Origin of the sequence: Mammaliicoccus sp. P-M59 (genome assembly GCF_022386135.1) — a bacterium.
Taxonomy (GTDB): domain Bacteria; phylum Bacillota; class Bacilli; order Staphylococcales; family Staphylococcaceae; genus Mammaliicoccus; species Mammaliicoccus sciuri_A.
Genome location: NZ_JAJNJJ010000015.1, coordinates 1 through 15,542, shown reverse-complemented (window position 1 = coordinate 15,542; position 15,542 = coordinate 1). Strand labels below are relative to the sequence as shown.

At 32.6% G+C, this 15,542-nt stretch carries 14 protein-coding genes; 2 read left to right on the top strand and 12 right to left on the bottom strand.

Translation table 11 applies throughout. The features are described from left to right. Positions 1-9: 9 nt before the first annotated feature. From fadX to opp4A, 7 genes are all read right to left on the bottom strand, one after another. A complete protein-coding gene (gene fadX / locus LQ617_RS15435) occupies positions 10-1,587 on the bottom strand; it encodes a fatty acid degradation protein FadX (RefSeq protein ID WP_239740769.1) in 1,578 nt (525 codons plus the stop codon). Between the two features lie 888 nt (positions 1,588-2,475). Next, positions 2,476-3,960, bottom strand: a complete 1,485-nt coding sequence (gene mqo, locus LQ617_RS15430; RefSeq protein WP_239740768.1) for a malate dehydrogenase (quinone) — start codon at positions 3,958-3,960, stop codon at positions 2,476-2,478. Positions 3,961-4,177: 217 nt separating this feature from the next. Beyond that, positions 4,178-5,071, bottom strand: coding sequence for an oligopeptide ABC transporter permease (gene opp4C / locus LQ617_RS15425; RefSeq protein WP_037589228.1), 894 nt, complete (start codon positions 5,069-5,071; stop codon positions 4,178-4,180). Between the two features lie 11 nt (positions 5,072-5,082). After that, the gene (opp4B, locus tag LQ617_RS15420) at positions 5,083-6,045 is read right to left on the bottom strand and encodes an oligopeptide ABC transporter permease (RefSeq protein WP_239705856.1); all 963 of its coding nucleotides are present in this window, start codon (positions 6,043-6,045) and stop codon (positions 5,083-5,085) included. Next, positions 6,026-7,030: an ABC transporter ATP-binding protein gene (locus tag LQ617_RS15415; RefSeq protein ID WP_037589226.1), complete on the bottom strand. Its 1,005-nt coding sequence runs from the start codon at positions 7,028-7,030 to the stop codon at positions 6,026-6,028. Before LQ617_RS15415 ends, opp4B begins: the two co-directional genes overlap by 20 nt. Then, positions 7,023-8,033: an ABC transporter ATP-binding protein gene (locus tag LQ617_RS15410; RefSeq protein WP_239740767.1), complete on the bottom strand. Its 1,011-nt coding sequence runs from the start codon at positions 8,031-8,033 to the stop codon at positions 7,023-7,025. The genes LQ617_RS15415 and LQ617_RS15410 overlap by 8 nt, the downstream gene beginning before the upstream one ends. Positions 8,034-8,161: 128 nt before the next feature. After that, positions 8,162-9,895, bottom strand: a complete 1,734-nt coding sequence (opp4A, locus tag LQ617_RS15405) for an oligopeptide ABC transporter substrate-binding protein (RefSeq protein WP_037589224.1) — start codon at positions 9,893-9,895, stop codon at positions 8,162-8,164. 257 nt (positions 9,896-10,152) lie between these two features. On the opposite strand from opp4A, the gene LQ617_RS15400 reads away from it, so the two are divergent. Continuing rightward, positions 10,153-10,455 (top strand): hypothetical protein, encoded by a 303-nt coding sequence (locus LQ617_RS15400; RefSeq protein WP_037589223.1) that lies wholly within the window; start codon positions 10,153-10,155, stop codon positions 10,453-10,455. A 234-nt stretch (positions 10,456-10,689) separates the two neighbouring features. Continuing rightward, on the top strand, positions 10,690-12,492 hold the full coding sequence (locus tag LQ617_RS15395) for an acyltransferase family protein (protein ID WP_239740766.1): 1,803 nt from the start codon (positions 10,690-10,692) through the stop codon (positions 12,490-12,492). A gap of 185 nt (positions 12,493-12,677) precedes the next feature. Here the strand turns inward: LQ617_RS15395 and LQ617_RS15390 are convergent, their stop codons facing one another. The 5 genes from LQ617_RS15390 to LQ617_RS15370 all read right to left on the bottom strand — a co-directional run. After that, positions 12,678-13,643, bottom strand: coding sequence for an LLM class flavin-dependent oxidoreductase (locus LQ617_RS15390; RefSeq protein ID WP_239740775.1), 966 nt, complete (start codon positions 13,641-13,643; stop codon positions 12,678-12,680). Between the two features lie 5 nt (positions 13,644-13,648). Beyond that, complete coding sequence (locus LQ617_RS15385) at positions 13,649-13,945, bottom strand: DUF3219 family protein (protein ID WP_204253236.1); 297 nt, start codon at positions 13,943-13,945, stop codon at positions 13,649-13,651. A gap of 134 nt (positions 13,946-14,079) precedes the next feature. Further along, positions 14,080-14,280: a hypothetical protein gene (locus LQ617_RS15380; RefSeq protein WP_037589220.1), complete on the bottom strand. Its 201-nt coding sequence runs from the start codon at positions 14,278-14,280 to the stop codon at positions 14,080-14,082. A gap of 147 nt (positions 14,281-14,427) precedes the next feature. Continuing rightward, positions 14,428-14,769 carry a transcriptional regulator, SarA/Rot family gene (locus LQ617_RS15375; RefSeq protein ID WP_037589219.1) on the bottom strand — a complete coding sequence of 114 codons (342 nt, stop codon included), beginning with the start codon at positions 14,767-14,769 and terminating at the stop codon, positions 14,428-14,430. Positions 14,770-15,108: 339 nt separating this feature from the next. Then, on the bottom strand, positions 15,109-15,542 hold a 434-nt coding region (locus tag LQ617_RS15370; RefSeq protein ID WP_239740765.1), incomplete at its 5' end, for an LPXTG cell wall anchor domain-containing protein.

Here is a 15,542-nt window from a genome sequence, read left to right as displayed (position 1 = left end):
ACTACCCCCTTAATAGTTTGAACCATTGTCTTTAATACATTGTTGCAATCCTCCCCAATTTTCTTGATAAATTTGCTGATCCGTTATTTTAAGTTCTTCAGCAATTATCGGTTGAAATGCTATATTGGATAGAATATCTTTCTCTAAATCTAATCCAGCTGCAATTTCAATTAATTTGACACCTTCATCAGTTAATTGGAATACAGCGCGTTCCGTTACATAATAGACCTCTTGATTTAACGACTTAGCATATGATGCATTGAAGTCCATATTATGCACTTGTTCAACAAATTTCTGAGCATGACCTTCTTTTTCAACAACTAAACCTTTATCATTCCAAGTAGTCTTACTTCCTACTACCATTGTTCCTGAGAAAATAATTTTTTGGACCGTTTGACTAATATCTATGAATCCCCCACAACCATTCATTCTATCGCCATATTTTGAAACATTGACATTACCAAACTGATCCACTTCAGCAAAGCTTAAATAAGCTACATCTATGCCTCCGCTATAAATAAAGTCCCATGTCATTTCATGTCGCATCTTCGCATCTAAATTGTAATTTAATCCGAAGTTTTGACCACTTCCTATCATTCCACCAAATACACCTGTATCTATATTCAGTTGAACTAAATCTTCAGCTTTTTCCTCAACTAATAAATTCGATAATTCATTGTTAATACCAAACCCTATACTCACAACATTACCTACATTTAAAAATTGGGCAGCTCGTCGTAAAATCACTTTACGTGTACTCAATTCATTAACTGGTTCAGGCATACTAAGCACTTTATATTCACCCGAAATAGCTGGGTCATAATAATTTTGAATGGTCTGTCTATGATGTTTTGGGTCATCATTTACACATACATAATCCACAAGCTCTCCAGGAATAAAGACTTCTGTCGGTTTAAAGCTACCATGTTGTACAATTTCTTTAACTTGTACAATAACTTTTCCGCCATTTTGATGCGCCGCTAAAGCAGCACCATAGCCCTCTCCCAAATGTGCTTCATGATGCATATAAATGTTCCCCTCGCTATCAGCGTATGTACCACGAAGCAATGCAATATCAACTTTAGGAAATTTATATTGTAAATATTCCTCATTATTAATTTCTAATAAAGAAACGATATCTTCCTTAGTCACATCATTGACTTTTCCGCCATCAAATCTAGGATCCACGGAAGTGTGTAAACCTATTTTAGAAATCATATCTGGAAATTTGGCTAACGAATTACGATAATGTGTAGCTAACAATCCTTGCGGTACAAAATATGCTTCTACATCATTATTCTTTATCGCTTCTATCGTTTTAGGTGAACCAATGATAATACTCATAATGAGCCTTTTAACCATACCTCTACTCACAAATGAATCTAAATCATAACCATCACCACGATAATCACTAATATCATTCGCAACCATAAAAGTTAAATCATTAAGATTTCCATAATCATCATGAGCTTTAACCAAATGCTTTAAGACACTCACAGGTAAATTACTCACTGATAAAGCTGCCAGTGAAATAACATCTCCACTTTTGACAATGTCTTTCAAATCTTCGAACGAAATAATTTGCATACGATTATCCCCTATCTTTCATAATTACAATCATTCCATAAAAGACCTCCCCAATAAAATGTAAGCCCTTACATTAGTAAATATAACATAGTGTAAATATGAAAGAAAAGTAAAAAGGTATACGACAATATCTTTTTAATTACAAATTCGCAATAATTGCAACTAACACTTAGTACCTCCTCACATACCGTAGTTATAATATTTTTCAAAATAATTATCTGTCGTTTAGAACCTTATTATCTACTGTTACTTATTACATCTATAAAAATATAAGTTATATAAATAAAATATTAAGACTATTAAATTACTCATGCATCGTATATATACAATCATTGAAATACCAATCACCAAGCTAAAAAATCACATCTCACACTAAAATAATTTGAAATTTTATTGTTTGATAAATGAAATAATAATACACAAGCAAATAATTAGAAGGAATAGTTGGAGTGGACAATTCTAAAAGTAGGATTTCTTAAAAATTGAACGATTCATTTATACGCGCACGATATCTCTCAGTCTTCGTGCGTTATGCCCTGATTTTATACTTCAGCGCACGATATCTCTTAGTCTTCGTGCGTTATGCCCTGATTTTATACCTCAGCGCACGATATTTCTTAGTCTTCGTGCGTTACACCCTGATTTTATACCTTAGCGCACGATATCTCTCAGTCTTCGTGCGTTATGCCCTGATTTCGTACCTCAGCGCACGATATTTCTTAGTCTTCGTGCGTTATGCCCTGATTTTATACCTCAGCGCACGATATTTCTTAGTCTTCGTGCGTTATGCCCTGATTTCGTACCTCCGCGCACGATATTTCTCAGTCTTCGTGCGTTTAAACATAAAAAGCCATTCCGACTTAACGGAATGGCTTCTGTTGTTCAAAATTATTTGTTTAATTCTAAAGCTTCTGCTGTTTGTTTACGAGTTTTCTTCAATAAATCAGTATCTTCGATTAAAGATTCACCATATGAAGGGATGATTTCTTTAATTTTAGATTCCCACTTATCCATATATTGAGGGAAGTTCTTCTCGATTACTTCTAAAGCTACAGATACTGATGTTGATGCTCCTGGTGATTCACCTAATAAAGCAATTACAGTATGGTCTTCTGAATTTACAACTTCTGTACCGAATTGAATAAATCCACGGCCATGTTCTTCTGTATCTTTAATAACTTGTACACGTTTACCAGCGATATGAATATCCCAATCTTCGTCTTTTGCATCTGGTACAAATCGACGCAATTCTTTCATACGATCTTCTTTACGTTGTAATACTTGTTGAATTGAATATTTTACAAGTGATAAGTTTTTAACACCTGAAGATAACATTGTCACAACATTACTTGTATTAATAGATTTAAATAAATCTAAGTTAGATCCGTTTTTCAAGAATTTTGGACCGATTGCTGCGAATGGACCAAATAGTAAACTTTCTTTTCCTTGAATATAACGTCTGTCTAAGTGAGGTACAGTCATTGGTGGTGTGCCAGGTGGCTCTTTACCATAAACTTTGGCATTATGTTCACTTACAACTTTAGGGTTGTTACATACTAAGAATGCACCACTAATTGGGAATCCTCCAAGATGTCTACTTTCAGGAATTTTTGTTTTTTGTAGTAATGGAATGGCATGTCCGCCTGCACCGATAAAGATATAATCAGCAACATGCGTTTCTACTTTACCAGTTTCTAAGTTACGAACTTTAACTTCCCATTTACTATTAGAAAGTTGTTTAAAGTCTACTACTTCATGACGGAAATGAACTTGTGCATTTTCGTGTTTTTCGATATTTTTAACTAATTTACGCGTTAATTCACCGAAGTTAACATCTGTACCTTCGTCAATTTTACTTGCTGCAAGGGGCTCGTTTGAATTACGACCTTTCATCATTAAAGGCATCCACTCAGCTAATACTTTATGATCTTCTGTATAAGTTAAGCCTTCAAACATTGGTAGAGATTTTAATGCATCATAACGACGTTTTAAGAAATCTACATTTCGAATACCCATTACGAAACTAATGTGAGGTAATGGTCTAATGAATTCTTGTGGATTCTCGATAGCTTTGCTCTTAACTAAGTATGACCAAAATTGCTTAGAAATTTCGAATTGCTCGTTAATTTCTTTCGCTCTTTCAACATCAATTGAACCGTCCTCTTGCTCAACTGTGTAGTTTAATTCGCATAGCGCAGCATGACCTGTACCAGCATTATTTTTTTCATTTGAACTTTCAATAGCTGGTTGTTCTAATCTTTCGAATAACTTAATATTCCAATCTGGTTCAATATTTTTCAAAAAAGAACCAAATGTCGTACTTAAAATACCAGCACCAATGAGAATAACGTCTTTTGGTTGGTTATTATCCATTTTGATCACCTTTCTAAAATTTAAGATGTATTATATTCATGAATTGGGTATACATAAATATAAAAGTCTGAAAGAATTGCAACTTTCTTTAAGAGATATCTTAATTCTTTATATACCAATTCTAAATCAATATTGTGTAAAAGTAAATCATAAGGTGTGCAGGTCACATGATGTGTTGTAAAAATACATTAAAAATTTTTATCCGAGCTTTCTGTACTTAACGTACTGATTTTGGATTCAGTGCATCTTTTAAACCTTCACCTATAAAGTTAATACATAAAATCGTAACCGTAATGATGATCGCTGGCGGCATCCAAATCCATGGTTTACTTCTCAAAATATCTCCTTCTTGCGCATCAGTTAGCATATTACCCCATGTCGGAACAGTCTTATCAATACCAAATCCTAAAAAGCTTAATCCCGCTTCTGCTACAATTTGGACTGCAAATACTAATGTTGCTTGTACAATAATAACGCTCAGTATATTAGGTAATAAATGCTTTAACAAAATTTTATAAACAGGTGTTCCAATTGATTGAGCTGCTAAAAAATATTCATTTTCTTTTTCTTGCAATACTTTACCGCGAACAATACGTGCAATACCAACCCATGACAATGCAATCAGTACGATTGCAAGTATTAAAGCAGATCCATATTTGTTTTCAATTTTACCGCTAAAAGTCGCATTCAATACAACAGCGAATGGTATAAAAGGAAAGAGCATTACAAACTCTGTGAAACGCATAAGTATTGTATCAACCCATCCTCCATAATATCCTGAAAGCATGCCGACTAATATTCCGATTAACATTAATCCCACAGTCGTAACGAGACCGAAAATAAGTGAAACTCTACCAGAATACAATAATCTACTCAATATGTCTCGACCACCTGAATCTGTCCCTAACCAATGCTCAGTTGTCATTTCACCTTTAATCATGACTAAATTTTGCAAGTTCGGATCATATGGAGCAATGAGTGGTGATATTATAGATACAAAGAATATTAAAGATAATATTAAGGTCGCAAACATAGCTGGTTTGTTACGTATAAATTTGTTTCTTGCAATTGTCAAAGGCGATTTGTTTTTGATTTTATCTTGCTTACTCATATTATCCCCCCTTAGTTACTCTTGATTCGTGGATCTACTAAACTATATGAAATATCCGAAATTAAATTGGCTAATAACCCTAAAAATGAAAAGAATAATAACAACGACATCATGAGTGGATAATCTTTACCACCAATAGATTCAATCAGCAACTTCCCAATTCCAGGATAAGAAAAGATTGATTCAGTTATAACTGCTCCACCAAATACAGATAACACGTCAGATCCAAAAAATGTAACAATCGGAATGATTGAATTTCTTAAAATATGTTTATTATAAATTTTAGATTCCGATAACCCTTTCGAACGTGCTGTACGTATATAATCTTTTCTCGATACTTCGATAATGTCATTTCGTAAGAATTGTATATAACTTGCAGTTGATAATAACCCCAATATCATTCCTGGTAAAATAGCGTGATATAACTTACTTATATAATATGCCAAACTACCTTGTTCAAGTCCTATTTCAACAGATCCTGAAAATGGAAACCAGCCTAATTGAAATGCAAATACATATATTGCAAACACACCAGCTACAAATGAAGGTATGGCTAACATAAGATAATTCAACACTTGTATACTATAATCGTATAAACTATATGGTTTCCTACCCGAAATTATGCCAAGTGGAAATGCAATCATATATGTAATGACTAAACTGATAACACCTAATAAAATCGTATTAGGCATACGTTCTTTTACTAAATCCATAACTGGTCTTTTATATCTAATTGAATCACCTAATTCTCCATGAAGTATTTTATTCCCCCATGTAAGATACTGTTTATAGAGTGGATCATTAAGTCCTAATTTTTCTCTTTGTTCTTCATAATATTTCGAACTAACATTAGGTAGCTTTTGACCAGTAAACGTATCTCCTGGTTGCATTTTAGCTAAACCAAAAATAACAATAGAAATTAAAAATAGTAATGGAACCATGAGTAATAATCTTCTAATAATTAGAGTTGTCATTTACTTTCACCTCATCTTCTAGCAGAATACATGCAGCATAATGTTCGTCTCCAACTTTACGATAGCTCGGTTTTTCAACTGAACATTCTTTTCTCACATAAGGACATCTTGTATGGAATGGACAACCTTTTGGCGGATTACTCGGTGATGGTAAATCACCTTCTAATAAAATTCTCTTCTTCCGCTTCGAAGGATCTATTTCCGGAATAGCTGAAATTAACGATTGCGTATAAGGATGTCTAGGATTTTCATATATTAAATCAGCAGGTCCTTTTTCTACGATATGTCCTAAATACATCACACATATATAATCACTTACATGTTTAACAACGCTTAAATCATGCGCAATAAATAAGTAACTCAGTCCAAATTCTTTTTGTAAGTCTGCCATGATATTTAATACTTGAGATTGTACAGATACGTCTAATGCACTTACTGGTTCATCCGCAATAATCAATTTAGGTTTTAACGCGAGCGCTCTAGCGATACCTACACGTTGCCTTTGTCCTCCAGAAAATTCATGCGCATATTTATAGTAAGCTTCTTCGTTAAGTCCAACTTTTTCTAGAAGTTCCATCACTTCTGATTTCACTTCTTCTTGAGATTTCTTGTAATAATTTCTAATTGGCTCTCCAATAATATCTCCAATCATCTGCATTGGATTCAACGAAGCATAAGGATCTTGGAATACCATTTGGAACCCTTTTCTCACTTGTCTTAAAGACTTTCCTTTTAATTTTGTAATGTCTTGATCACAAAATATAATTTCTCCAGATGTTGCCTTTTGTAATTGTAAAATGGTTCTACCAGCTGAAGATTTACCACATCCTGATTCACCAACAAGTCCGACAGTTTGTCCAGCTTTAATATTAAAAGAAATACCATCGACTGCTTTTACTTCTCCAACTTTACGCTGAAAAACACCACCTTTAATTGGGTAGTACTGTTTAAGATTTTTAACTTCTAATACATACTCATTAGACATGTAATGGACCCCCTTTTTCTGATATCGATTCATCGTATAAATGACACGAAACTTTATGTTGTTCATTTATAGAGATATCTTTTAAATTTGTCGTTGCACAGGCGTCCATAGCAAATGGGCATCTATCATAAAAGTTACATCCAACACTCGGTATTTTATCTATTGAAGGTACAGAACCTTTAATCGTTTCTAATTTATCTTGTTTGATATCTAATCTTGGTATGGTTTTTAATAGTAATTTCGTATATGGATGTTTAGGATTATTAAATATTTCTTCCACTGAAGCACGTTCAACAATTTTACCTGCATACATAACTGCGACAGTATCACATATTTCTGCAATAACTCCTAAGTCATGTGAAATAAAGATAACGCCCATATCAGTTTCATCTTGAACATTCTTCAATAAATCTAATATTTGCGCTTGAACAGTTACATCTAGTGCTGTTGTAGGCTCATCTGCAATAAGTAATTTAGGGTAGCAAGAAATCGACATAGCAATCATGACTCTCTGCCTCATACCTCCAGATAATTGGTGAGGGTACTCGTTAATAACTTGCTGTGCTCTTGGTATACCTACCTTTTTCAATAGATCTATCACTCTTTCTTTAGCTTCTTTCTTAGAAATATTTAAGTGTAATAACATCATTTCAATTAATTGATTACCTATTGTAAATACTGGATTAAGTGATGTCATTGGTTCTTGGAAAATCATAGCAAGTTCTTTTCCTCTAATATTATTTAATTGTTCATTCGTATATTGATCAATACGTTCACCCATGTATTTGATCTCACCTGAATTAATTTTCGCAATTTTTTCAGGTAATAATTTTAAAATCGACATACTTAACACCGATTTCCCCGAACCAGATTCTCCTACAATCCCCAAGATTTCACCTTTCTCTAAAGTTAAATTAACATTAGAAATCGCATTGTAGTTCTTACCGTTTATATCAAATCCCGTACTTAAATTATGTATTTCTAATAAATGATTACCATGCATATTATCCCCCCGTTAGTTAGTAAGTCCTTCACCTTTTATAAAGGTTCAAATGTTACACTAATAGATATGATAAGAGTCTGGAACATTAGTACTCGTCCCAGACTCAAAAAATTAACGCACTAAAATATTTATTTATCTTCTTCTACAGCCCATTCATAGATTGGATTTGCACCTTTTAATGAAACTTCATAATTTTTAACTCTTTTATTTACAGCTGTTGTATCAATTAATTCAGTAAGTGGAATTGCTGGAATTTCTTCTGCCCAGATTTTTTGCCACTCTAGATATTTCTTCTTACGCTTATCTTGGTCTTCACCTACAATTTTTACGTCTAAAGCTTCATCTAATAATTTGTCTGCTTTTTCATTTTTATACCTTGTTTCATTCCAAAGTGCTGTTGATTTATACATTTCTGATGGATCTGGGTCTGCTCCTTGAATCCAAGTACGGAAGTATACTTCCATATCTTTAGAGCCTTTCTCTAAATCATCATTATATTTACCAAATTCAACCATTTCTACTTTTGTTTTTAGACCAATTTTTTCCCAATATCCTTTAAGTGCTGCTGTACGAGGTTCAAATGTTGGGTTTGTTCCTGCATAGTGCTTAAGATTGATTTCAAACTTTTTACCATCTGGATCTTCTCTAAAGCCATCACCATCTTTATCTTTGTATCCTGCTTTATCTAATAATTTTTCTGCCTTTTTAACATCATATTTGTATTCTGTTACTTCACCTTTTTTAGCACCACTCCAGTGTGATGATGGAATTAAACCATTTAACGGTTTACCATAACCATGATAGAATGCTTTAATCCATTCATCACGATTGATCGCATATGCCATAGCTTGTCTTAATTCCTTAGATTGATATTTAGGACGTGCTTTACCGATTTCATTCTTCTCTTTATCGTAATCATTCAACACAAAACCAATAATTGCATAAGATGTTGACGGTGATTCTAATAATTTAACGTTTTCAGATTTACTATCTTTAATTTCTTTAGCAATCGGTGGTGAAACAGAAGATATATCAATTTCCCCTTTTTCTAAAGCTTGTGCAATTGAAGTTTGTTCTACAACTCTTAAATTAATTTTGTCTAACTTAGGTTCACCTTGCCAATAATCTTTATTCTTAACAAATTCTACTGATTCTCCATCAACAATATTTTTAACTTTGAAAGGACCTATACCTATAGGATTTTTACGAACTGCATCAGATTTAGCCATCTCTTTTACAGGAATATCTTTAAATACTTTTTCACTAATAAGTGATCCAGTCCATAAAGCATATAAATTGTTTGCTTTTTCTTTCTTAAATGTAATTTCTACAGTGTAGTCATCTATTTTCTTAATACCTTCTACTTTGTCTGCTTTACCAGCGTGTTTCTCTTCGGCACCTTTAATAAGCTCAACACCACTATAACGTGGACCATCATAGTCTTTATTAGCTAATGTTTCTAAAGTAAAAATCCAATCGTTAATAGTAAGTGGATTGCCATCATGCCACTTAATGCCTTTTTTCATTTTGAAAGTATAAGTTAAATTGTCTCCATCTTTCTTATCCCATGACAAAATATGTGGCTTTATTTGTAAATGATCATCGAAATCAACTAATCCATCGTTGAAATAACCGATAACTTCAGAATCACCTGCTGTACCAGCAAAAATACTTTGGAAGTTACCTTCAGGTGCATCGCCGATACCAACTTTCAAAGTGCCACCTTTAGCATCACTTTTTCCAGTTTTATTTTCCATAGCTGATTCCTTTTTAGAATCCTTATCTTCCCCTTTGCCACATGCTGCTAATACAAGCATTAAACTTAAACATACTAATAAAAAAGTTTTCCAATATGGTTTCATATTTATACCCCCTTGTGTTGTTAAAGTATGTATATATAGTAAATATTTTAATTATTCTGTAAACTTTGTCAATAACTGGTAAAAATATTATAATTTAATAATTCTACAATTATTACGTATGTAAAATATTTTGTTTTTTTATCTGAGCTTTCTATTTGTAATTTCTTCTGTGTAATAATACACTATTGTTAAATAGATATTTGTCTCTTGCTTTGAATTTTGGATATTCATTATGAGTAATCAAGGAGGTTTTTCAAATGACTGTTGAAGGTAAAAATCTTATAAAAGTGAACCGGCAGAATGAACAAAGATCTTCAGAGATTTCAGTTATGATTGAAGAAGGTGGATTAGGCGCTGATAATTACTATCAAATTATTAAGCCAAACGCGAGCCATAGGGAAACAGAAGAAAACATTTTCCAATTCGAAGATGAAGTTAGTCAAAAAAGTGATTCTGATTTAATTGACTTACTTATTGTAAATGCACAGGAACATACTGCAGAGAATTACAAAGAAGCACAAAATATTATTAAAGCTGAGTTATTGAAACGAATGTGTTAAGAGGATTTATAATATGAGGCTGGACCATGGTTGATATGGTCCAGTTTTTTATATTTTACTGGCTAACAATCTTGTTTCGGTTTCTTGAACGTTAGAATTTCTAACGTTCTTGTTTTTGAGTCTTGATCGTTAGCCCCTTTCTCTCCATTATCCTTTTTTTGTATATCTTTGGTAAATTATGGTACAATATTTCTTATTGGAAATTTTTACAATTTATTGAGGAGTCAATGAGAAATGAATGGTCAAATGAAAGAGATAAAGTCACATCCAATTCGTTATTTATATGGTCTAGATGGCTTAAGGGCAATTGCAGTTATAGCTATCATTATTTATCACCTTAATCCTAAGTGGTTATCGGGTGGTTTTTTAGGTGTGGATACTTTTTTTATCATTTCTGGCTATTTAATTACGAGCTTATTAATCCATGAATATCAACATACTGGCACGATTGACCTCTTACATTTTTGGAAGAAACGTATTAAAAGGTTACTGCCCGCAGTCTTATTTTTATTAAGTATTGTACTCATATATACCTTATTATTTGAACCGAGTATTATTAAAAGTGTAAAACAAGATACGTTTGCTGCTTTATTTTATGTATCCAACTGGTGGTATATTTTTCATCATGTTAGTTATTTTGATAGCTTCAAAGTGATGCCACTTAAACATTTATGGAGTCTAGCGATTGAGGAACAATTTTACGTATTTTGGCCAATTTTATTAATGATATTACTTCGCATTAAAAAGTTAAAAAGGCATTTTGTTTTAGTTGTATTTATAGCTTCTCTTATTTCATTATTGTTAATGATTTTAATTGCTGAACCGAATGTTGATAATTCAAGAGTATATTTCGGAACAGACACTAGATTACAAACTTTGTTATTAGGTGTATTACTAGCATACATATGGCCGCCTTTTAGATTGAAACAGCAAATTATAAAGCCGTTAAAGATTGGAATTGAAACGATAGGTTGTATTTCAATTGCGCTATTAATTTATTTTATGTTGACTGTTTCATCCAGTGACAATTGGTTATACTTTGGTGGCATTTATCTTATATCTTTAAGTTCATTACCTGTCATTGCAAGTGCTGTTCATCCTAGCACGTTATTATCTAAAGTATTAGGTAATCGATTATTGTTATGGATTGGACAGAGATCTTATAGTTTATATTTATGGCATTATCCTGTCATAACATTTATCAATAAACATTTCGTTCAAGGGCAAATCCCTTTTTACATGATATTGATAGAAATCATATTAACGTTACTGTTAGCTGAATGTTCATATCGTTATGTTGAAGTACCTATTAGAATACACGGGCTAGCGTATTTCAAACCTGGAAAAGCTCAATTAAAATCACTTATTGCTAAGAGTAGCATTACTTTAGTATTAATTGGTCTTACGTTAACAATACTTTCTGGACATTTTGATTATTTACAACAAACGCAACAACATCATGCCAAGACGACTTTTAAAGTTTCAAATCACGACCATAAAAATAGTTTGATATTACCTATTCCTAAAATTAATTTTAATAGCGAACAAACCCATGATCTTAAAGGGAAGCATCAAGATAAAATGTTATTTATCGGTGATTCCGTCATGGTTGATATCGGGGAAGAAATACATAAAGCATATCCAGATGCAATAATAGATGGTAAAGTCGGTCGTAATTTAAATGACGCTATTCCACTCGTTCAAGAAAAATACAGTACATTTAATAAAGCCAATCAACAAGTCGTACTTGAACTTGGTACGAATGGAGATTTTTCTTATGATGATTTGACAAAGCTCATTAAAATGTTTGGTAATGCGCATGTATATGTCGTGAATACACACGTACCAAGAGATTGGGAACAAAGTGTCAACAAGAAACTTTCAAAAGCAGCAGATTCACATAAGAATGTTCAATTAGTCAATTGGTATCAAAAAGCACACGGCCATTCAGAATACTTCGCCTATGACGGCGTGCATTTAGAATATAAAGGCGTACAAGCACTCGTATCCGAAATAAATAAACACATCAAGTCATAATATTTGAAATTAACAAAAAACAGTCTAGAACCCTATTTTGTTCTAGACTGTTTTTTTCGTTTAGCTCGTATTGTTTCTTCTATAATTGAACCGACTATGAGACCGACTGAGATGATGATTTTTCCTATTAATAAAATCATACGAAATCACCCTTTAATATCATATTTGAGTTCTGAAACAAGTATTTATATTTGTGCTAATAATCTATAAGATTGCATTCTATCCTCATGCGTTATTGTATTTGTACTGACCATGATTTCATCACATTGATATTCTGATCGAATTGCTTGAAGTCTTGATTGAACGGTTTCAACATCACCAATAATCATATTGTCTTTCATGTCATTAAGCATTTCTTTTTCACGATCACTTAACGCATCAAATGTTTGTACTTTTTCTTTTTTATCTTCACCTTGTGCTTTAGGTATTAAACTTTCTATAGCAAGTGCTTCCGCTTCTTGATTAGTCTCTGCACATATGACAGATACCGTTACAATCACTTTAGGTGTTTCTTGATTTCTTTGTTCAAAATGTTCACGGTAACGATCCACAATTGCACGACCATTTTGATCACTCATAAAAGCACCAAACACATATGGCATGCCGTTTTTAGCAGCAAGTAAAGCACTTTTTTCACTTGTTCCTAATAACCACGGTATTGGTGGTACATCAGGTTGCGGTAACACATTTACTTTATGATATTCGTGATCTACAGGAAATTGCCCTTCCAAGAACATCAATAATTCTTCTAACAGTTCTGGTAAAGCCCACACTTGTTTCAAAAACTGCTTCGATAACGCATTAGTTGCTTCAGCTGAGCCACCGGGTGCTCTTCCTATACCTAAATCTACTCTATTCGGAAATAAAGTAGCCAAAGTATTAAACTGTTCTGCAACTTTATACGGTCTATAATGTGGTAACAAGATGGCACCTGCACCAATTTTTATACGGTTTGTATGCGCACCAATATAAGAAAGTAATACCTCTGGCGCTGAACTTGCAAGGTTGGACAAACCGTGATGTTCAGTTAGCCAATATCTTTCATAACCTAAAGCCTCTCCTAATTGTGCTAATGCCAACGAATCTTTAAAAGCATCACTCGCTGTTTGACCAGGTGCTATCGGTGATTGATCAAGTATACTCAATTTCATACCGTTCATCCCTTTTGGTCCTCTCGTATTTCTTTAAGCACAAGACGGTACACCGCAACTTGATTGTCCTCATATAAATTTGTTAAAGACGTTGAATAATTATAGATTTCACCTTTAAACTTCTTATCTTTATCCGGAACTTCAACATCAAAACGCCCTCTATATAACAAAACTGCAATATCGTGATACGCTTCACTCGTTACATTAAATTCAATTGTTACTTTATATAAACCATCTACAGTTTCGTCTTCAAAAAATGTTAATGGAATTTTCGTTTCATCTAAATATATATTTTCAACCAATTACGTCACCTTCAAAGTTTATATTTAATATCTAAGTTCAGTATAATATGTCGAAAGATATAATACATGCATTCTGTTTATAGTAAGTGAGCATTATGATGAGCTCAAGTATAATTGATATGTAACTTGTAGCCTTATTTTTCTAATGCTTTTTGGTACTCATATAACGCAATAACCGTTTCAAATTTAAGCTTATTTATATCGTGTATACCTTGTCTAATTTGTTTAATAGTAGTCGCTGCAATTCCGATATCTTTATTAATTTTATAAGCGCTAATATCCTTGTTATCTATTAACTTTTGTACCGTTGATATAACTTCTTGAATTGGTTCCATTTTCATTACTCCTTATATAATTTACTTATTTTCTAACATTTATTATTTACACTAATATTACCTTATTACCCAATTAATTTAAACATCAGTTATGTGCAGAACCGCCTTTAAAAAAATAACCTCCTACCTATTAAGTAGGAGATTTATTTAAAATTTTAAATCTTTTTCGTCTAATGTTTCTTCAATAAAGTCTAACGTATCTCTTATTGCTTCTAAATCAATATCAAATAATATTATTTTTCTTTCATCTTGAACATCTCGTTTTTTCTTAAAATACCCTAATGATTCAAGATTTTTTAAAGATGATGCAATTTCAGATGAAGAAGTGTTGTACATAAGTTTCCTCAGACGTCGCACATAAATTTTTGTAGCATTCATTTCATTTATATAAAACAACGTTATAATGTCTATTTTCTTTAACTTCTTCTTATCATGTATTTGATTCAAAACATCTTTTCTATGTAATTCATATTGTATAATGCCTTTCATACTAACCTCTCCTAACCTTTAAAAGCACTCAACTAAATATATTATTGAAACTCAAATACAATAAACATATTTTTCAATTCATTAGCTGCTATGGAATATACTAATAAATGAATACTCTATAATTTAAATATATGAGCCTTTTCTACACTAAGAAAAGGCTCATTATTTTTGGATTCAATAAACATCTATCCTCAGTCCTACACTAAATAAGAAGAATAAACTTACTTCATCTTCTCTATATTTAGAAATGACCAAATCTTAAACAATATTTAGTTCTTTATCGTTCAAACTTATACAAACATCACTTTTAACTAACCTTTTAAATTACATATCTTCTTTTTATTTAGTTACTTTTCTTCTCTTGAATAAGAGGAAGCTAGCACCAAATATACCTATTAAACTACCAATTAAACCTTTATCAACATTAGCTTCACCCGTATTCGGAAGCATTTGACTTTTATGATCTTTGTCACTATGCGTGTTCATATTTATTTTTCCAGAAGACATATTATTTCCATTATCATTATTTTGGTTATTCATATTTTCAGATTTAAGAGGAACCATCGTTTTATCTTTATTTCCTGGATTGTTAGCTTTAATTGGTTCCATTGGCTTCATTGGTTCCATTGGTTGCTCTGGTTGTTCTGGCTGCTCTGGTTGCTCTGGTTGCTCTGGTTGCTCTGGTTGTTCCGGTTGCTCTGGCTGCTCTGGTTGTTCTGGTTGCTCCGGTTGCTCTGGTTGCTCCGGTTGCTCTGGCTGCTCTGGTTGTTCTG